Annotated in this window: 18 protein-coding genes and 1 tRNA gene; 8 read left to right on the top strand and 11 right to left on the bottom strand. The window is 43.7% G+C overall.

Translation table 11 applies throughout. The features are described 5' to 3' along the window. The 7 genes from B3O12_RS08785 to B3O12_RS08755 form a co-directional block, all read right to left on the bottom strand. On the bottom strand, positions 1–897 hold the full coding sequence (locus B3O12_RS08785) for a flavin reductase family protein (RefSeq protein WP_189631683.1): 897 nt from the start codon (positions 895–897) through the stop codon (positions 1–3). Then, positions 894–1,298 (bottom strand): DoxX family protein, encoded by a 405-nt coding sequence (locus B3O12_RS08780; RefSeq protein WP_286756019.1) that lies wholly within the window; start codon positions 1,296–1,298, stop codon positions 894–896. The genes B3O12_RS08785 and B3O12_RS08780 overlap by 4 nt, the downstream gene beginning before the upstream one ends. Positions 1,299–1,432: 134 nt before the next feature. After that, positions 1,433–2,704 (bottom strand): fumarylacetoacetase, encoded by a 1,272-nt coding sequence (gene fahA, locus B3O12_RS08775; protein WP_286756017.1) that lies wholly within the window; start codon positions 2,702–2,704, stop codon positions 1,433–1,435. Positions 2,705–2,799: 95 nt separating this feature from the next. Beyond that, positions 2,800–3,939, bottom strand: a complete 1,140-nt coding sequence (hppD, locus tag B3O12_RS08770; RefSeq protein ID WP_286756016.1) for a 4-hydroxyphenylpyruvate dioxygenase — start codon at positions 3,937–3,939, stop codon at positions 2,800–2,802. A 107-nt stretch (positions 3,940–4,046) separates the two neighbouring features. Beyond that, positions 4,047–4,403, bottom strand: coding sequence for a hypothetical protein (locus B3O12_RS08765; protein ID WP_189631679.1), 357 nt, complete (start codon positions 4,401–4,403; stop codon positions 4,047–4,049). A gap of 25 nt (positions 4,404–4,428) precedes the next feature. Beyond that, positions 4,429–5,586, bottom strand: coding sequence for a homogentisate 1,2-dioxygenase (locus B3O12_RS08760; RefSeq protein ID WP_189631678.1), 1,158 nt, complete (start codon positions 5,584–5,586; stop codon positions 4,429–4,431). A gap of 172 nt (positions 5,587–5,758) precedes the next feature. After that, positions 5,759–6,985: a Glu/Leu/Phe/Val dehydrogenase dimerization domain-containing protein gene (locus B3O12_RS08755; protein WP_286746916.1), complete on the bottom strand. Its 1,227-nt coding sequence runs from the start codon at positions 6,983–6,985 to the stop codon at positions 5,759–5,761. A gap of 237 nt (positions 6,986–7,222) precedes the next feature. Between B3O12_RS08755 and B3O12_RS08750 the strand changes: the two genes are divergently transcribed. From B3O12_RS08750 to B3O12_RS08735, 4 genes are all read left to right on the top strand, one after another. Next, the gene (locus tag B3O12_RS08750; protein ID WP_189631676.1) at positions 7,223–7,693 is read left to right on the top strand and encodes an Lrp/AsnC family transcriptional regulator; all 471 of its coding nucleotides are present in this window, start codon (positions 7,223–7,225) and stop codon (positions 7,691–7,693) included. Positions 7,694–7,704: 11 nt separating this feature from the next. Next, positions 7,705–8,496, top strand: coding sequence for a DUF6090 family protein (locus B3O12_RS08745; RefSeq protein WP_286756015.1), 792 nt, complete (start codon positions 7,705–7,707; stop codon positions 8,494–8,496). 39 nt (positions 8,497–8,535) lie between these two features. Then, the gene (locus B3O12_RS08740) at positions 8,536–9,885 is read left to right on the top strand and encodes a methyltransferase RsmF C-terminal domain-like protein (protein WP_286756014.1); all 1,350 of its coding nucleotides are present in this window, start codon (positions 8,536–8,538) and stop codon (positions 9,883–9,885) included. Positions 9,886–10,044: 159 nt separating this feature from the next. After that, a complete protein-coding gene (locus B3O12_RS08735; protein ID WP_286756013.1) occupies positions 10,045–12,729 on the top strand; it encodes a valine--tRNA ligase in 2,685 nt (894 codons plus the stop codon). A 60-nt stretch (positions 12,730–12,789) separates the two neighbouring features. On the opposite strand, the gene B3O12_RS08730 is transcribed toward B3O12_RS08735, so the two are convergent. Further along, entirely contained in the window at positions 12,790–14,106 is a 1,317-nt protein-coding gene (locus B3O12_RS08730) for a phosphatidylserine decarboxylase (protein ID WP_286756012.1), read from the bottom strand. A gap of 250 nt (positions 14,107–14,356) precedes the next feature. Between B3O12_RS08730 and B3O12_RS08725 the strand changes: the two genes are divergently transcribed. Continuing rightward, complete coding sequence (locus B3O12_RS08725) at positions 14,357–15,166, top strand: thioredoxin family protein (RefSeq protein ID WP_286756011.1); 810 nt, start codon at positions 14,357–14,359, stop codon at positions 15,164–15,166. Here the strand turns inward: B3O12_RS08725 and B3O12_RS08720 are convergent. Both B3O12_RS08720 and B3O12_RS08715 read right to left on the bottom strand, forming a co-directional pair. Further along, the gene (locus tag B3O12_RS08720; RefSeq protein WP_189631670.1) at positions 15,163–16,797 is read right to left on the bottom strand and encodes a B12-binding domain-containing radical SAM protein; all 1,635 of its coding nucleotides are present in this window, start codon (positions 16,795–16,797) and stop codon (positions 15,163–15,165) included. The genes B3O12_RS08725 and B3O12_RS08720 overlap by 4 nt on opposite strands. A gap of 271 nt (positions 16,798–17,068) precedes the next feature. Then, on the bottom strand, positions 17,069–17,776 hold the full coding sequence (locus B3O12_RS08715) for a TIGR04283 family arsenosugar biosynthesis glycosyltransferase (protein ID WP_286756010.1): 708 nt from the start codon (positions 17,774–17,776) through the stop codon (positions 17,069–17,071). Positions 17,777–17,913: 137 nt separating this feature from the next. On the opposite strand from B3O12_RS08715, the gene B3O12_RS08710 reads away from it, so the two are divergent. After that, positions 17,914–18,180, top strand: a complete 267-nt coding sequence (locus B3O12_RS08710; protein WP_189631668.1) for a phosphoribosylpyrophosphate synthetase — start codon at positions 17,914–17,916, stop codon at positions 18,178–18,180. 12 nt (positions 18,181–18,192) lie between these two features. After that, positions 18,193–19,272, top strand: coding sequence for a glycoside hydrolase family 130 protein (locus B3O12_RS08705; protein ID WP_286756009.1), 1,080 nt, complete (start codon positions 18,193–18,195; stop codon positions 19,270–19,272). A 131-nt stretch (positions 19,273–19,403) separates the two neighbouring features. Here the strand turns inward: B3O12_RS08705 and B3O12_RS08700 are convergent. Beyond that, a tRNA-Val gene (locus B3O12_RS08700) sits at positions 19,404–19,478 on the bottom strand. Positions 19,479–19,678: 200 nt separating this feature from the next. On the opposite strand from B3O12_RS08700, the gene B3O12_RS08695 reads away from it, so the two are divergent. Further along, entirely contained in the window at positions 19,679–20,170 is a 492-nt protein-coding gene (locus tag B3O12_RS08695) for an RNA polymerase sigma factor (protein ID WP_189631667.1), read from the top strand.

Here is a 20,170-nt window from a genome sequence, read left to right as displayed (position 1 = left end):
TTAAGCATTTTTAGGTGACTGAAGGAGTGTTAACCACGCCTCCTCCAACTGATTATTTTCTAAATAATTCTGAGCTAAGTTATGTAAAGCATTTACAAAACCTTCTTCATTGTTTGAAAAACGCTCTCGAATTTGAACTATTTCATGCATTGAAGAAAACGCTTCTACGGCTTCATTATCAGGCAATTTTTCAACATTTCCTAATCTCCCCAAATTGTTGCCGGTAAGCACCGAACTATTGCGGATTGCATCAGGGATCTGGTCTATCCCAATGCCCAGATTTCTGTTGGGTTTAGGGATTTCGAACAGAGCCGTACCGTTGGCTCGGCAATACCAGTCTCCCCCCATTCTTGCCACAAGATCGGTCTTTCGAGGGTCGGGCTTTCCGTCTTCACCCAGCACCTCGTCTTTTACATGACCCAACAGAATTTCGCAGATTATTAAATTACCTGCCCCCGGCTCATCTCCAAGATGCACCACTTGTTTTACCTTGCACTCATAAGAAGCAATAGCCTCTCCAACTCTGGGCGGCTTTACCTTTTCAGACTTCACCTGGGTCACCCCTGCTTTCACAAACTCATTGGTTCCTTTTGGATATGCCGTACTACTGAGAGACATCTGCTCAACAACGGCATGGCTTACAATGTTAATGACCACCTCTTCTGTTTCCAGTACATTCAGTAGTGTGTCTTTACGCTGCCCTCCTCTGGGTATGGCGGGCGAAAAAATCAATGTGGGCGGCTTAGTGCCAAAAACATTGAAAAAGCTATATGGGGCTAAGTTCACCCTTCCTTCCTTATCAATGGTACTTGCCCAGGCAATAGGACGCGGCCCAATGGTGCCCAGTAAGAAGGCGTGTAAATCCGGAACAGAAAGTAACTTTGGATCGAGTATCATTTTTTAATCGCAGAAAGTAATTGATTCTTAATTTCTTTAAAGTGGAGCAATATCAACAGGGTGCAGGCCATAAAAACGGTAAGGGCCAGAATAAATAGGTAGCCTCCATCGCCCTGCACCTCTATGCCCAAAACGGTCAGGTGAAAAAAGATAGCTCCGGTAATAGTACCCAACCCCACTATGGCACCCAAACCATACCAGCGGGTGAGCAATAAAATTCCGGCCAACAGCTCTGTAGTACCCACTACATACCGACCCCAGGGCTCCATACCAATGCGGGTGAAAATATAAACCGACTCTTCGGCTCCGGTAAACTTAAAATACAGTGTCTGAAGCATAATAATTGCCGGAATAAGCCTCAGAGCCCAGTTTAGTATATTTCTGGCGTTCAACTTGTTCATTTCTCATATGTTTCAATGCCCATACGCAGCAAACTCATCTCTGCCGTAGGTATTTATCGGTCAGATGACATTTACATAAAATGAAAGAGCCTTGAACCACTGTTCACCGTGCCATATCACCCAAAGCAGGCTTCTTATTTGGCGGGCAATACTTTGGCTCTTACTTCTCCAAAACCAACACGCACACCATTTCTTTCCGCATGTCCGCGCATAATCACAGTATCATGATCTTGAATAAACTTGCGTTCCCCTCCGCCTTTCAGGGCAATAGATTTAGTGCCTCTCCAGGCCAGTTCCAGCATAGAACCATACTCTTCAGGAGTTGGCCCCGAAATGGTACCTGATGCGTACATGTCGCCTACCTGCATATTACAGCCGTTTACGGTATGATGGGCCAACTGCTGCAGGCAGTTCCAATACATGTATTTGAAATTGGAGTTGGTTACCACCGTCTCATCTTGTCCTTCGGGTTGAATAGCCACCTGTAAATTCAGGTCGAAGTGGTAATTTCCCTCATACTCAAGATAAGGTAAGACTTTAGGCTCTTGCTTGGGCCCAGGCACTCTAAAAGGCTCCAGCGCATCCATGGTGACGATCCATGGTGAAATGTGTGAAGCGAAGTTCTTTGCCAAAAATGGCCCTAGCGGCACATACTCCCACTTTTGCATGTCTCTAGCCGACCAGTCGTTGAAAATAACGAAACCAAAAATGTATTCTTCGGCCTCACGGGTAGAAACCGGATTACCCAAACCGTTTTCTTTTCCCGTAATAAAGGCCATTTCCAGTTCGAAGTCTAACAATCGACAAGGGTTAAAGGAGGGCATTTGTGCGTCATCGGCCTTAGTCTGTCCTTTAGGTCGATGAAAGGGTGTTCCACTTACCACAATGGATGAAGCTCTGCCGTGGTAACCCACCGGAAGGTGTTTCCAATTGGGCATCAATGCGTTGGCCGGATCGCGAAACATGCAGCCCACATTATAGGCATGTTGTTCCGATGAATAAAAATCGGTGTAGTTGGGCACGTGCACCGGCATGCACATTTCAACCTCAGATTGCTCAAAGAAAGCCAGGCCACATACCTTCGCATCAGACCTGAGTTCCTCATTACCTGCTTCCAACAAATCGGATATTCTATTTCTTACCGCTCTGGTGGTTTCCTTTCCTAAACCAATAAAATCGTTGAGTACATGATTGGAAAAAACCTCCTCAGGAAGGTTTAGACCATCGAAATAGCCCTCTCGTTGCAATACAGAAAGGTCAAGTACTTTGTTGCCAATAGCCGTGGCAGCTCTGGGGCCAAGACTATCTGTTTTAAATACACCAAATGGTATATTTTGTATTGAAAAGTCTGAATCGGAAGGTATTTCTACCCATGATTTTAGCTTTGGATCGTTTGCTTTGATCATAGTTTCTCTCCTACCGTCATGCCCGCATAGATGGGGATCTCCAACTCACTTGGGAGATTCCCGTCTTCACTGGAATGACGTTCTATTTAAGTTTATTAAAGTGTCTGTCTTAATTCCTGCTCTCTTTCAATGGCCTCGAAAAGGGCTTTAAAGTTCCCCTTACCGAAAGACTGTGCTCCTTTTCTCTGAATAATCTCGAAGAACATGGTGGGCCTGTCAAGTACCGGCTTGGTGAATATCTGCAACAAGTACCCTTCATCATCTCTATCGATCAAGATGTTCAGGTTTTTCAGTGGCTCCAGGTCTTCATCAATTTCGCCTACCCGGTCCAGCACATCGTCATAGTAAACCTCAGGAACACGAAGAAACTCTACCCCTCTGGCTCTTAACTGAGCCACCGTCTCAATAATGTTGTTGGTAGCCACTGCTATGTGCTGTACTCCTGCACCATTGTAAAAGTCTATGTACTCTTCAATTTGCGACTTCTTCCTGCCTTCGGCCGGCTCGTTGATTGGAAATTTGATTCTACCTGTTCCATTGCTCATTACCTTGCTCATCAGTGCGGTATACTCGGTAGAGATGTCTTTGTCATCGAATGAAACCAACTGAGTGAAACCCATCACTTTGGCATAGAATTCACACCATTTGTTCATTTCTCCCCAACCTACATTACCCACCATGTGGTCAATATATTTCAAGCCAACTTCCGTAGGATTGTAATCAGACTTCCACTCTTTAAAGCCGGGCATAAAGGCCCCATGATAGTTCTTTCTTTCTACAAAAATATGAACCGTTTCTCCGTAGGTATGAATACCACTTTTCACTACATAACCGTGTTCATCTTCTTCCTTTATAGGCTCCATGAATGACTCGGCTCCACGGCTTGTAGTTTCTTGCCAGGCTTTGGTGGCATCGTCTACCCAAAGGGCTATTACCTTGACTCCGTCACCATGTTTGTTAATGTGTTCGTTTATTGGCCCATCCTGTTTGAGAGGCGAAGTAAGTACCAGGCGTATCTTATCTTGCTGTAGCACATATGAAACCCGGTCTTTCAACCCTGTTTCCAGACCGGCATAAGCTACCGACTGAAAACCAAAAGCTGTTTTGTAGAAGTGAGCCGACTGCTTGGCGTTGCCCACATATAGCTCTACATAATCCGTTCCGTTAATAGGCAGGAAGTCTTGAGCTTCCTTGAATATTTTTTCTCCTGAATAGGTTACGTTATCTGTTGCCATATTCTTTTATTTACTGTTTACTTTCCTTCTTTATTCCGATGGTGAGGACACCATCGGTGGCTGCAAAGCCCATTACTACTATTCGCCAGTCTTGGTGTCTCCAATGCTCAATCCAAATGCATCTCCACCCATTTCTCGTCAGCAGATATGTTTAACACATCCTCAAGATTTAAAGGAATACAATCTTCCAAACATTCATTTCTTGTTATTCTTTCCAGAGCTAGGACACCTAAAAAAATGGTCATGTCGAACTTTGTTTGTCCGTCTTGTCCAATCCATGCTGTGGTTTCAATAACCTTTTCGATTAACAACTTTTGAATGCTAATCTGATCAGGTAAGACACCATCACACCAAAAATCCTTTAAATCAGGATCATTGATTTTACGCAATGCTTTAGTTAAAGCATATTCAAGCTTATCGCAAAACGATTGATCAAAATGTTTATATGTAGCGATTACCTCCATTGAACTTTAAACCCCAAAACTTGAACTATTCCAACCACGACTTATGATAGTCCTTTGTCAGAATCTTCATTGCTTCTTCAGTGACCATTAGTGGTTTGAAGGTATCTACCATTACCGCCAATTCTTCCGTTGACTTTTTACCCAAACTGCGCTCCATAGCTCCCGGATGCGGGCCATGCGGTATACCGGCCGGATGAAGCGTAATCATTCCTCGCTCAATATTGTTTCGGCTCATAAAATCACCATCCACGTAGTACAACACCTCATCCGAATCAATGTTACTGTGGTTATAAGGGGCTGGTACTGCTTCAGGGTGGTAGTCATAAAGCCTGGGCACAAATGAGCAAACCACAAAAGCATCGGTTTCAAAAGTCTGATGTACCGGTGGTGGCTGATGTACTCGTCCTGTAATCGGTTCGAAGTCATGAATAGAGAAGGCATACGGATAGTTGTAGCCATCCCAGCCGACCACATCGAATGGATGCGTGGCATACACATATTCATGAATCATTCCCTGCTTCTTCACCTTAATGATGAAATCTCCTTTTTCATCATGCGTTTCCAGGTCGGTTGGTCTTCTCAGGTCGCGCTCACAATAAGGGGCATGCTCCAATAGCTGACCAAACCAGTTTCTGTAGCGCTTGGGTGTATAAATAGGCCTGTGTGACTCGACTATAAAGAGCCTGTTTTGCTCAGTTTCAAAGTCTATCTGATAAATCATTCCTCTAGGAACCATCAGGTAGTCTCCATAACTAAAGCTGAGGTTACCGAGTAAGGTTCTTAGGGTTCCTTTACCTTCATGAATGAAAATCAACTCATCGCAGTCGGCATTTTTATAGAAATAGTCTCGCAAAGACTTCTGCGGAGCAGCCAGTACAATATGGCAATCATTGTTGACCAACACCGGTGTCCTACTTTCCAGATAGTCGGCTTTTGGTTCTACAGAAAAACCTTTTATGCCCAGTGCCAGCATATTTTTCTCTACCGCAACCTTGGGCGAAACATCATATGACTTGACGACTTCTTTTACCTGAGTAGGGCGGTGTACATGATAGAGCAAGGAAGACATACCATCGAAACCAATGGTGCCGAATAACTGCTCGTAGTAATAACCTCCTTCCGGTTTTTTGAAAGTGGTGTGCCGCTTATGCGGTATTTTTCCAAGGTGATGATAAAATGGCATAGTTTACCTTTTATTGTTCTTTAACCATCGTTCCATCCCGATACTTATCGGGTTATTTCGGAATCTGTTGATCAGGATCCTGATCCCGAAGTCTCGGGACAGGATGACGTTCTGTATTATTACTCCCTACCAATTTCTCCCCTCCAAGGGAAGATATAGAGGGTGAAAGGGATTAAACAAGCTGCTTCAACGAATGCTCTAAAGCTCTTTTTGATATTCCTGTTTTCTTATCAGAAATACCATAGACATTCTGAAGCGCCTTTTCGATTACCTGCGAAGTATCACTAAAAATCGCTTCATCGGTAAGTGCTACTCCTCTCTCCATAAGATACGCAAAAACGCGCGCCATTCCACAGTTGGCAATAAAATCAGGAATTACAGAGAGGTTGTTATCGGCATACAAGCCGGTTTCACCAAAGAATATTTCAGGGTCGTTGAATGGAACATTGGCACCACACGAAACAACCTCGAGCTTGGTATTGATCATACGATTTACCTGTTCGCGAGTAATCAGCCTTGAGGCCGCAGCGGGAACAAAGATTTCAAAATCCAGATCCCAGATTTGCTCGTTTATCTGCTGATACGGGATCATGTCTTTGGCAACCAATTGATTTCCTTTTCTATTAAGAAAAAGCTTTCTGATTTCTTCGAAAGAGAAGCCTTCTTGCTTAAGCACTCCTCCTTCCCTGTCGATAATTCCTACTACAGAAACTCCCATTTGAGCCAGATAAAAGCCAGCCGCGGCTCCTACATTGCCCCAACCTTGAATTACTGCTCTTTTCTGCTTATAGTCTCCACCCCAAATGTTGTAGTAATGATGCACGGCTTCGGCCACTCCATAGCCAGTAATCATATCGGCAATTTTGTACTTGCGAGTCACATCGGGCGAAAAGAATGGGTTCTCGATTACCTTAACCACACCATTTCTCAGTTGGCCTATTCGGTTAATCTTTGAGGCCTCGTTGGGCTTGAAGTGCCCATTAAACACGCCTTCCTGAGGGTGCCATATTCCGGCCTCCTCTGTCATGGCTATTACTTCATGTACTTCATCCACATTAAGATCTCCACCGGTGCCATAGTAAAACTTAAGCAATGGACTAACAGCACTAAACCACCTGCGCAACACTCCTTCTTTTCGCGGATCGTTAGGATCGAAATTGATCCCTGATTTAGCTCCACCTATCGGAGGACCTGAAACGGTAAACTTCACCTCCATGGTTTTGGCCAGCGACTCAACTTCACGCTTGTTCAACCCCTTCCTCATCCGGGTGCCTCCACCGGCAGCTCCGCCTCGCAGTGAGTTTATAACCACCCAACCTTCGGCCTCAGTTTCCGGGTCTTGCCATTCAAAAACGATCTCCGGTCTTTTCTCCTCAAATCTTTTTAATAAATCTTCCATAGGTTTCTTCTCCACGTCATCTCCGCTTAGGTGAAAATCCTCATTAATTGACGAGCCTCCTGTTTTCACGGGAATGACGAAAACATAATCCGCACAAATCTATGCAGAAGTTAATCTGTTAATACCAATCAACCAATCAGATTTAAATCTTTGGAAAATTATTCTTCAAAAAGACTGATTAAAAGAAAAAGTCAATTATGATTTTCTAAATTCGCGTGTATTCCAGAATAAAATTCTATGCTTAAACTTGACGCAGTAGACATCAAAATTTTAGAAACCCTCCAAACGGATGCACGAATTACCACCAAAGCCCTGGCCGATCAACTCAACCTTTCGACAACACCTGTATTTGAACGGGTTAAGCGACTGGAAAGGGAAGGCCTCATAAAACGATATGTTGCTCTGGTAGACAACAAAAAATTGGGGCTACGACTAATTGCCTTTATTTCAATTAGCCTTACCAAGCACTCACGTTCTTACCTGGAAAAATTTGTAAACGAGGTCAGTCAATATCCGGAAGTTATGGAGTGTTATCACATTGCGGGAAATTTCGACTTTTTGCTCAAAGTGGTAGTCAAAAGCATGGATGTGTATGAGTCTTTTATACTTACCAAACTCTCTACTATAGCCAATCTTGGGCATGTTCAAAGTTCTTTCGTACTTTCAGAGAATCTGCACTCTACTGCTTATAGAGTATCGGCCCATTAACATGAACCCAAATGCTTGCTTTCTTACGCTCTATTAGACGCAAAAACCTTAAAGATTCGAAACTTAGGGGATATCTTGTTTATGCTATTGGCGAAATTGTTCTGGTGGTTTTAGGTATTCTAATTGCCCTAAGCATTAATAACTACAATGAAGGGCTCAAAAGGAAAGACAAAGAACTTGAGATTCTTCAGCAGTTAAAAGGTGAATTCAAGCTCAACCAGTCTCAGCTCGAAGAGAAAATCTTGATGAGAAATGAAGGACTGGAAGCAGCATCTCAAATTCTGTCATATTTCGACAACAAACAGACGTTTGATGAAACCGGTTTCTACCAAGCGCTCTGGAAGCTGGTCAGAGATCCCACATTCGACCCCATTGAAAATGACATCGTTGGAACTGAAAACCTGCGCATGCTAACCAATGCCGAAATTATACAGCAACTTTCCAGATGGTCTTCTGATGTCTATCAGGTTCAAGAGCTGGAACTAGAGTATCAAAAGTTCAGGAGTTCACAACTTAGCCCTAAGCTCAATGCACTGGGTTTAGGCAGAAACCTACAAAATGAGCTCTGGAAAAATGGATACACACCTTTGGAGGCCTTAGACAAAAGTGCCAACTACAAGCAAAATATTGGCGAAAGCCATTCCAAAATAAATTACGACAAGGTATTGAGGGATGTTGAACTGGAGGGAATGGTTGCTACCTCTATCACCTTCCATAGAATCACCAACCTTCAATCGGACTATCTGAGAAATGTAATTGCCAAAACCCTTGAATTGATCGACTCGGAAATTGAAAGGTTCTAATTTTCTGAGGAACCTCCTCTAAACTCTTATCCAGCTTTAATGATACCTTCAGAATTCCAATCCCGAATCCGGCAACTCCTACCCAACGAAGCTGAAGCATTCTTTCAGTCTTTAAATACTGATTCTCCCACAAGCATCCGCCTTAATCCATTAAAGGAGTATGCGGGCCAATTGGAAGGTGACAGAATTCCATGGGCAGAAGATGGGATTTATCTACCGGAACGCCCTTCATTCACTTTAGACCCTGCCTTTCATGCCGGAGCTTATTATGTGCAGGAAGCCAGCTCTATGGTTTTGGAGGAAATATTGAAACAAGCGGTTAATTTGAAAGAGAATCTTTTGGTTCTCGATCTATGTGCTGCGCCTGGTGGAAAGAGCACCCATATTCAAAGTTTGTTGAGTGATGGCAGCCTGCTGGTGTCCAACGAGGTGATCAAAACCCGGGCAAATATTCTAGCTGAAAATCTCACCAAATGGGGCTTTCCTAACGTGGTGATCACCAATAATGACCCTTCTCATTTCGACAGGCTGAATGTGCAATTCGATGTAATTGTGGTAGATGCACCCTGTTCTGGCGAAGGGCTGTTCCGCAGAGAACCCGAAGCCATGAATGAATGGAGTCCTGAAGCCGTAAAACTTTGCGCGACCCGCCAGCAGCGAATTCTGGCCGATATTTGGCCGGCATTGAAACCAGGCGGTGTACTCATTTACTCCACCTGCACCTATAATTCGCTGGAAAATGAAGAAAATCTAGAGTGGTTAAGTAAGCAACTAGATGCCGAAGGTATTTCCATTAACCTAAACGATGACTGGGGCTTTGCCGAAACCGAAACTAGGGGCATTAAAGGTTTTCATGCCTATCCGCACAAAGTAAAAGGTGAGGGTTTCTTCATTGCTGCGGTAAGAAAAAACGATGGCTTTGAAAAGAAGCTCCGAAAGCAGAAGAAGCCGATGAATTTTGCTTCGAAACAGGAAATTGGAACTGTCAGCCAGTGGCTGAAGGAGCCTGAACAATTCGACTTCATCAAACACAACGACCTGTTCATTGCCCTTCCCAATCAATGGAAAGAGGTAATTCATGACCTCAACTCCAACCTCTACATTATTTCAGAAGGCATAGACATTGGCCGATTGAAAGGCAAAAAACTAATCCCTAACGAAGGACTGGCATTTTCAACAGCATTGGATCACAATCAACTTTCAACCTTTGAGCTGAACCTGGAAGATGCCCTGAATTACCTTCGCAAAGAGAATTTCAACTTTGAAGCCATGAACAACGGCTGGAACCTGATTACTTTCCAAGGCCTGGGACTAGGCTGGGCCAACCGTATTCAGCAACGGGTGAATAACTACTACCCTACGAATTGGAGAATCAGAATCAGTTCATAACTGATGATTCATAGTTCATAGTCACCAAAGTTCACCATGAGCCATGAACTATGTGAACTATTAACTATGAACCAAAACGAACGAATCTTCCAGCCTCCAGCTTCCAGCTTCCAGCTTTTCCCCCTATTTTTGCACCTTCATTTTAAGCAGTACACTTTTATGTCACTTTCAAGCAAATACGAACCGCAAAAGGTAGAAGACAAATGGTACAAACATTGGATGGATAAAGGCTATTTCAAAGCCCGGGTCAATCCGAAAAAAGAGCCGTTTACCATAGTCATTCCGCCTCCAAACGTGACGGGTGTATTGCACATGGGCCACATGCTCAACAACACCATTCAGGATGTACTCATCCGCAAGGCCCGAATGGAAGGCAAAGAAGCCCTTTGGGTACCGGGTACCGACCACGCTTCGATTGCTACCGAAGCCAAAGTGGTAAGAATGCTTCGCGAAAAAGGAATCAAGAAATCTGATCTCACCCGCGATGAATTCATGAAATACTCCTGGGAATGGAAAGAAAAGTATGGAGGAATTATCCTTGAGCAGCTAAAAAAACTGGGCGCTTCCTGCGATTGGGAACGAACTGCTTTTACCATGGATGATGCCTATTATAAGGCAGTTATTCGGGTTTTCGTAGACCTGTACAAAAAAGGCTACATCTACCGTGGATGGAGAATGGTGAACTGGGATGTTGAAGCCCAAACCACAGTTTCCAACGAAGAGGTGATTTATGCGGACAAAGAAGAAGTTTCTAAACTTTATAAGGTTCAATACAGCATTAAGGACTCTGATGAGAAGGTGATCATTGCCACCCAACGCCCTGAAACTATTTTGGGTGATACGGGTATTGCCGTAAACCCTAAAGACGAACGCTTTAAGCACCTAATCGGCAAAAAAGCTCTAGTGCCGTTTATTGGTAGAGAAATCCCCATTATTGGCGATGATTACGTAGAAATGGATTTTGGTACCGGATGCCTCAAGGTAACTCCGGCTCACGACCCTAACGACTACGAAATAGGTCTGCGCCATAACCTGGAGGTGATAGATACTATCAACCTTGATGGCACCCTGAATGAGAAGTGTGAAGTACCGGCTTACGTAGGCATGGATCGATTTGCCGTTCGCAAACAGATCATCAAAGACCTGGAAGAAGCCGGTTACCTTATGGGCTTTGAGGAATTTACCACCAAAATAGGTCGTTCAGAACGCACAAATACGGTGATTGAGCCTAAGCTCTCTTTGCAGTGGTTCATTAACATGAAGGAAATTTCCAAAACTGCTCACAAGGTGGTAATGGACGATGAAATTGAACTACTCCCATCTAAGTTTAAAAACACCTACAACCATTGGATGGAAAATGTAAAAGACTGGTGTATTTCGCGCCAGCTCTGGTGGGGACAAAGAATTCCTGCATACTTCTATGGCGAGGGCGATGACGATTTTGTGGTAGCAGAAAGCCTGGAGGAAGCTGTAGAATTGGCCAGAAAGAAATCGGGAACTAATGACCTGACTGCCTCAGACCTGCGTCAAGACGAGGATGTACTCGATACCTGGGCGTCTTCATGGCTATTTCCAATGGCTGTTTTCGATGGTTTTAATGACGACTGCTTCGACAAAGAAACGGGCAAAATCATCAAAGGAAAAAACGCTGATCTGGATTACTTCTATCCTACCTCTGTATTGGTTACAGCACCAGAGATTCTGTTTTTCTGGGTGGCCAGAATGATTATTGCCGGCTATGAATACATGGACGACAAGCCCTTCAAACATGTATACCTAACCGGTATTGTAAGAGACAAGCAGCGCAGAAAAATGTCTAAGTCACTAGGCAACTCTCCTGATCCGCTCGACCTGATTCGCGACTATGGAGCTGATGCCGTTCGCACGGGTATGCTGTTCTCTTCCCCAGCCGGAAACGACTTGCTATACGATGAAAAACTTGTTGAGCAAGGCAGAAACTTCGCCAATAAAATCTGGAATGCTTTCCGTTTAGTAAAAGGCTGGGAGGTAAAAGGCAATGCTACTCCGGGAGAAAATACCATAGCCATACAGTGGTTCGACTCAAGATTCAATGAAACATTGGCCGAAATTGAAGACCATTTCAGCAAGTTTAGAATCTCCGATGCCCTTATGGCCACCTACAAGCTCATCTGGAACGACTTCTGCTCTTGGTACCTCGAAATGATTAAACCCGCTTACGGGCAACCAATCGACCCGGCTACCTACGAGGTAACGCTCAACTTCTTCGAAAAAATCATGAAAATTCTGCATCCTTTCATGCCATTTATTTCTGAAGAAATATGGAGTGAATTGAGAGAAAGAGGTGAAGAGCAAGACATCATTGTTTCTGCATGGCCAGTAATGGGGGGCACCGATGCCCAACTCACCAAAAATGCTGAAACTGCATTTGAACTGATTTCGCAAATCAGAAACGCACGCAGCAGCAAAGGCATTTCTCCCAAAGAAACTCTCGACCTGTACATACGGGCCAAAGAGCAAGAAGCCTACCAGCGCTTTGCCGGGGTAATCACTAAACTTGGTAATATTGGCGAACTCCGATTTACCGAAGAAAAGGTAGACAACTCTCTGAGTTTTGTCATAAAGTCAGACGAGTTTTACCTACCCCTACCGGAAGGCTCAATTGATGTTGAAGCCGAAAAAGCCGAAATAACCAAAGAACTGGAATATACCAGAGGGTTTCTGAACAGCGTAATGAAAAAACTCAGCAATGAGAAGTTCGTCAATGGAGCTCCTGAACAAGTAGTTGCCAATGAGAAGAAGAAGCAGGCCGATGCTGAATCTAAGATTAAAGTATTGGAAGAGAAACTGGCTTCCCTCAGTTAAAAAAAGAGAACTTGAGAAGTGACTACTTAAGTCACCTCTCAAGTTCTAGTATATCCCTGCCTATTTAAAAATCACTGAGGGCTGTCCATATTTAAAGTGGAACGGAGCAACCTGCTTTTGAGCGTCTGTAGCATTCACCTGTCGGTTGTCCCAATACTTCACAAACCTTAAGGCTTCTTGTGGACGCTCGAACACCATAATGATGTCGGACCCACCGAAAGCAAAATAGCCAAACTCATCGCCTTTGTGCACTACAGCACCATTTTGCAATTCCATGTGCACTGAAGACACCTGTGCCATTCCAATTGGAATAGTAGCAACTAAGCCTACATCACCAGCATCACTACCCGAAGTATCTACGATAATTACCCCTCTGGCTTGGGTAAACTCATAACCATCTCCGGCACCGTCAGGAGCATCAAACTGGTTGTCGGTAATCTCTACATTCAAGAAAACATTGCCATGCACTTTTTGAGAATCTACCACTTTACCAGCCACAGGCACATGAAAACGGTGGTAATCAAATGGATTCAAGAAGTAGTGGACAAACGTACCTCCGTAAAAACGCTCAGCCAATGGACTGTTATTCAACAATTGCTGTACAGTACCAATGGTATGTGTATGCTTCAAAGTAATACCTTCCGCATTGGACAACGGCTCAACCACATTGCCCTGATCGTCAATGTTATAAATTGCCTTAAACGTGCAGTCAGCTGGCGAGCAGACAATGGTATTATCATTAGGTGCCGCTACCGGACGCATAGGCTGCAGATTAGGTTCAATTGAATTCAGTTGTCTGAAGAAAAACTTATTGAACGTAGTCCAATTGGGTTTGTCGTCTGAATAATCCGGAAGGTTGTACATCACATCATCTTCAAAAGACTTAAGAGTTTCTGGAGTCATAGAAGCAGGAGTGTCCAGGAAGCTTCCCCAGGCATTGGCGTACTGATCTAACCATTCAGCAAAACTGAAATCATTAATTTTACTCTTATAGTCTTGTAAAGTAACTTTAGCACCACCTACTTCGGGGCCTTGATCGACCAACCAATAAAACTGGCAGAGTCTATCATATACCTGCTGGCTGTAACCGTTTTGTTGATCATTATTATTCCAGGCTGTGTAGCCAGGCACTTGGTTCTCTGAGGGAATCACTTCTGCAAACGTCTTGAGGTACCTTAAATAATCCTCTGATGTTGTCGGCCAAGCGTTGTTGTCATACAGCTTATTCAATGCATCATAAAGGTCTGCATTGAGTTTACCATCCGCAGCATTCTCTTTTGCGGCCTTGAGCGATAGAACAAGTGCTTGAGCAAAGATCTTGTCTTCACTGATTTGTTTTTTGAGGTTAGCAATAACCTCTAAAGATTGATATTCCATTTGTGTGTGTTTTAAGTTAATAACGAGATAAAGCTACGCAATGCTTTTTTTAAATAGACAGGCATAACTACTTGATTCCCAGATCAAGTAATACAACCTACTTTGGGAGTGAATCCGTAATTAAGGAGTATAAACTAAGAAAAAGCAGCCTTCAAGAGCTGCTTTTCAAATTTTCTTCCATTTCAATTTGAAACCTAGTTTTTAAATTATTATAATTATTCGATTTTTATTTTATCTAAAAATAATAAACATGCAAAAACTCATTCTATCAACACTCTTTACTTTTCTGCTAACTCCGGCCTTTTCGCAAATCAACTGGTACAAAGATTATGAACTTGCCAAGAGCCAGGCAAAAGCTCAGGGAAAACTTCTAATGATCGATTTTTGGGCTATTTGGTGCGGCCCCTGCAAGAACATGGACTCAAAGCTCTGGTCTTCTGAGGAAATGTTGAAAATGGCCGATAAGTTTATTGCTTATAAAGCGGATATAGATTTTGAGGTGTCTTTGGCCATGAAGTACCAGGTAAAGGGCATACCAAGGGTAATTTTTATTACGCCTGACGAAAAGATAGTTTGGGACAGAACGGGCTTTGCTTCCAGCGATGAATTTTTGACTTCCTTTGCACATTTACCCACAGACTTAAACGCCTTGTTTAGTGCGATCGAAGCCAACGAAAAAGAAGAGTCTCAGCTATCCTATCTGCGGCTGGGAGAAGCCTACAGCCAAGTGGCCAGGGAGATAGAGTCGGAACAAGTGGCCAACAACTTTTTTAAACTTAGCAACGAACACTTCAGAAAGGCAGAAAAAGGGGATGACGCAACTATTTCTCAGTTGGCCGAGCTGAATCAAATACTGAATGTGGCACTCGGGGGCAATACCAAAAGAGCATTAAAAAAACTGGAAAAGGTAGACAATCCGGAATCTGAAATTACCAGAGACTTTATTGCTTACGTGCGTGCCTACTGCTATAAGTGCAATGGGCAAAACGATGAGTTTCAAAGAGAAAAGTCGCAGATAAAAGACGAAAAACTGGTTGCCGAGTTAGATAAGAATAATTAGCTCGCTTTATACCATTCTACTTCTTTGGCCAGGTCTTTAGAAAGCTCAATATCGGTTTCTAATGCTTTAACATTGCCGTCCATTCTAGCTTGTAAAGCTTCTTGAATCTCCTTCTTCACCATTTTACGATATGGGAGGAAGTGCTCCATAAAGACCGCAAAGGTGAAGAAATTGCCTATTCCTCCGGGGTTCTTCTTAAACATCAAGTAGAGATACTTCCAGAAAACAAAACGGGTGCTTCTTACAAAACCAAGCTTAAAGAGCATTTTTAGCCCAAACAAAACCCCTTTAAAATCAAAGTCTGTCTTATGCCTATTTTTAAGCTGCGCCCTAAGCTCCGGATCTCTGTGAACCCTGGCCTGACCAACCATCATAAAGTGATCAAAAACCCGCTTAAGGTAAACCTTAGGATCGTATAGCTTCCAAAAAGCCTCTACATATTCTTTGGCTATATCTTCAATCGGACGGGTAGGAACAAAATTCAGCAGGGTTGTCTGATTCAAATTAGCATCGTCCAGAAGCCTGCCATTCTCCTTCAGCCTGTCCCATAAAGCCGTTCCCGGAAGTGCCTGCAGCATACTGAAAGTTACTCCCGGAATAGCGTTTTCGGTAGCGAATTGAAAAACCCTTTCCCCGGCCCCCTTCTTTTCATCGTCAAAACCAATAATGAACCCGGCCATAATTCTCAGACCAGACTTAGCTATCTTCTCCAAAGATTCATTCATGGGCTGGCGATTATTCTGATGCTTGAGTGTAAGGGCTAAACTATCTGTATCGGGGGTTTCAATCCCAATAAAAACAGTGGAAAACTTACTCATTACCATTAGCTCCAATAACTCATCGTCATGAGCCATATCTATAGAAGCCTCGGTAGTAAAGCTAAACGGGTAGCCATTTGTAGTTTGCCAGTCTATCAGTTTTTCGAGAAAAGGTTTTACCGTACGCTTGTTACCAATGAAGTTGTCATCCACAAAGAAAATTCCTCCACGCCACCCCAGTTCAAAAAGAAGATCCAGCTCGGCCTGTACCTGACTGAACGTTTTGGTTCTGGGCTTTCTGCCATAAAGAATGATGATGTCGCAAAACTCACAGCGAAAAGGGCACCCTCTGGAATACTGTATGGCCATTAGAAAGTAAGCATCCAACTGCAACAAGTCATATCGGGGCACCGGGCTCAAAGTTACATCTGGCTTATCTTTAGACCTGAATATGCCCGAAGCCTCACCCCTGCTCAGAGCATCTACAAAAAGGCCTATCGTATACTCTCCCTCATCCAACACCAGAAAATCGGCACCAGCATCAAGCATGTCGTTGGGCAGAGAAGTAGCGTAAGGGCCTCCAACTGCCACCGGCTTACCCCTTCTCTTAGCCTCTCTTATCTGCCCTAAAAAATCCTCCTTTTGAGCGATCATTCCGGAAAACATGACCATATCGGCCCACTCCCAGTCTTCTTCCGTCACAGATTCAATATTTCTGTCTCTCAATTTGAAATTCCATTCCTGAGGAAGCAGAGCCGCAACAGTAACTAAACTAAGGGGAGGCATAAAGGCTTTTTTACCCATGCCTTGCACAGCCTTTTCAAACGACCAGAAACTTGTGGGAAAAATAGGGTAGCTAAGCAGTACGTTCATAAGTATTATAAAGGTTGAAGGCGGACACCCCACTATACCTACCCTACTGACTGGCCCGATTTGAATATGCTAAATATTCACCTCTTAAAAAAGTGTCAACCACTTATTTAGATCGAGCGGAAATGACCCCAACATCCCGGGCATGAGAGGTGTGCTCAGAACTTCTTACACCGGCTAATAGCAAATACCTAAGGAAGACAAAACATAAAACGCACCAGATGTTTATTGGTAAATAAGACAAAAGAAGCATCTGAAAACTAGATGCACATGGTTACATGCGATACTTAGACCCCTTCACTTGTCTGCTGTAAATATTGACCAACATTTTCTGGGGAGCTCCCAGGAAGAACAACACGAACACCAGCACATTGATTATGTTGGTTTTGAAGTAGTTATTCTGCTCCATTTTACGAGCCGAGATAATTACCTTTTGCGGCATAATATGAATTTTGCCATACTTACGAGCCCTCAACAATATCTCATAATCTTCCATAATCACTATGGTTTCATCAAACCCTTCAATGTGCTTAAATAGCTCACGGGTTATATACAGAGTTTGGTCTCCCCCCCTAAAAAAAATGCCCTGGTATTTAGAAAGACTACTATTGAACCTGAGTCCCTTCACGGGTCTATCGAAAGCCACTTGATAGCAACCGTAGCTAAATCCACCGGCCACAGCCTCTCTAATATCCTCAACAAAGGTATCCGGCACCGTCAGGTCGGCATGCACAAAGTAAAATACATCGCCCGTAGCCCTGGCCGCTCCGGCATTCATTTGTACCGATCGACCGGGAGCAGAATCAATTACCTGAGCACCGGCTTTTAAAGCAAGCTCTCGGGTATTATCCGAACTCCCCCCATCTACCACAATTACTTCCAAAGCAGAGTCGTTGCCTTTATGAAAGAGCGACTTCACCTGACTGTAAATAAGGTCTGCTTCGTTGAGTGCAGGAATGATTACACTAATTTTCTCTTGCATGGCTTAGATACGAAAGGCAGCCCCGGTTTAGATGAGGTTGAGTTCATGTTTTTAAATCTATATCTACAGGAACATTTCCTGTACTGACCTGTTCAATAAATATGATGAAAACCAACGAAAAAACACTTTCAACTGTCATGCAGAAGCTACATGAGCAAGGCTTCACAGCACAGTTTGCTTTACAAAAAGAAGAAGTAGAGGTATTAGGCCGGGGAGATAAATTTCTTCCAACCCAGCTAAAAATAGTAGCACGCTATCACTTTGACGGAATGACTAACCCGAGCGATGAAGCCGACTTATTCGCCATTAAGGCACAAGATGGCACTCAGGGTACACTTGTTGTTTCCGGCCAGACAGAACACCACTCCACTCTACAAAAAATTCCCATTGAAGAGGAGAATTAAGTAGATTAGGGTGTGAAAAAGATTGCGATACTACTGTTTGTAGCTCTTTTGAGTTGTGAACCGAAAGAGCCCTGGCTTACCGGTTTCGAAAAACCGGAAATGAACCCCATCTTAAAAGCCGATAGTACCTATACCTTTTTAGACCCACTAACCAACAACCCGGTGGCCTGGCAAAAGGCCGATGTTTTTAACCCGGCTGCGGTAGTAAAAGACGATACGGTGTTTATGTTCTTTAGGGCCGAAGATAACCCCAAAGCCTATTTAGGCGGAAGAACCTCAAGAATTGGGCTTGCCTGGAGCACCGATGGGCTCAACTTTAACAAATTCGATTCTCCGGTTCTCTATCCGGACTCCACAGCCTTTATAGCCTACGACTATCCCGGGGGCTGTGAAGATCCTCGGGTGGTAAAAGCACCTGATGGGCGATACATCATGACCTACACCTCGTGGAATCAGGATGTAGCCCGCCTATCCATTGCCAGCAGCAAAGATTTAAGAAACTGGACCAAGCATGGCCCTGCTTTGCTTAATGCCCTTCAGGGAAAATTTGTAGACACTTGGAGTAAGTCTGGATCCATTGTGTGCAAGCAACAAGGCAATGAACTCATTGCCACCAAAATCAATGGCAAATACTGGATGTATTTTGGCGAAAGAGGAGTAAACCTGGCCTGGTCAGAAGACCTGATTAACTGGACTCCCCTAACCGATGGCGACCAGCTGGCCATAGTTATGGATACCCGTCCCGGCTATTTCGACAGTTTTCTCACCGAACCCGGACCTCCTGCCCTACTGACCAGTGAAGGCATTCTGCTCATATATAATGGTAAGAATGACGAAGGCGATATTGCGGACCCTGACATTGCCAAAGGCACCTATTGTGGTGGGCAAGCCTTGTTTAGTGCTGCCGATCCATCCAAGTTTATAAAGCGCATGGATGAGCCCTTTATTTGCCCAACACTGCCTCACGAAATTACCGGGCAGTACGCTGCAGGCACTACCTTTCTGGAAGCCCTGGTTCCTTATAAAGATCGGTGGTTTATGTACTACGGTACAGCCGACTCCTTTGTGGGAGTAGCCGTTGCCAATCAATAAATACTGTAAAGGATTTGAAGGCAGATGAGCACCCACCTTACCGTTTGAAGACCCAAAAGCCTGGACTATACTCGACCCACTAAAATAAAGTGCATAAAAAAAGAGGTTACCTTGCGATAACCTCTTTTTTGTGGGCCCTGCTGGATTCGAACCAGCGACCCCCTGCTTGTAAGGCAGGTGCTCTGAACCAACTGAGCTAAGAGCCCTTATTTCTCACTTACACCAGGTTTTACCCTGTTTTTGTTGTGCTTGTGATCAAATGGGAGTGCAAAGGTAGCACCGGTTTTTAATAATGCAAATGGGTCGGCAAAAATATTTTAAAAAATTATAATCGCTCCACAAAAGCTCTCCATCTTACGGAAAAGTGTTTTTTATTTATCTTTAGCCAAAGCATTTTTAGCACTGCATGACCCTCTCAGAGTTCAAGAGCCTTTTCGATCAGTATTACACCCCCATCAAGAATTTCCTATACTACAAATCGGGTAATATTGAGCAGAGCGAAGACATTGCCCAAGATGTGTTCATGAAACTTTGGGACAAGCGGGAGGAAGTTCAGCCGGAGACTGTAAAAAGCTACTTATACACCATTGCCAACAACATGTTGCTCAACAAAATAAGACATGACAAGGTGGTGATGAATTTTGCAGAACGGCACAAAACCCAACAAGAAGAACACTCTCCGGAGTTTGCTTTGGAAGAAAAGGAATTCAAAGCCGAGTTGGAAGAAGTTATTGGTGCTATGCCCGAAAAGCAACGCGAAGTTTTTCTAATGAACCGGATTGATGAACTCACCTATAAAGAAATAGCCGATAGGCTCGCACTAAGCGTCAAAGCTGTTGAGAAAAGAATGCACGGAGCTCTGGCACATCTTCGCGAACACATTAAGTATAAAATTTAA

The sequence above is a fragment of the Roseivirga sp. UBA838 genome, assembly GCF_002296035.1.
Classification (GTDB): domain Bacteria; phylum Bacteroidota; class Bacteroidia; order Cytophagales; family Cyclobacteriaceae; genus Roseivirga; species Roseivirga thermotolerans.
The sequence above is the reverse complement of the archived record's forward strand: the minus strand, read 5'-3'. Positions and strand labels throughout refer to the sequence as shown.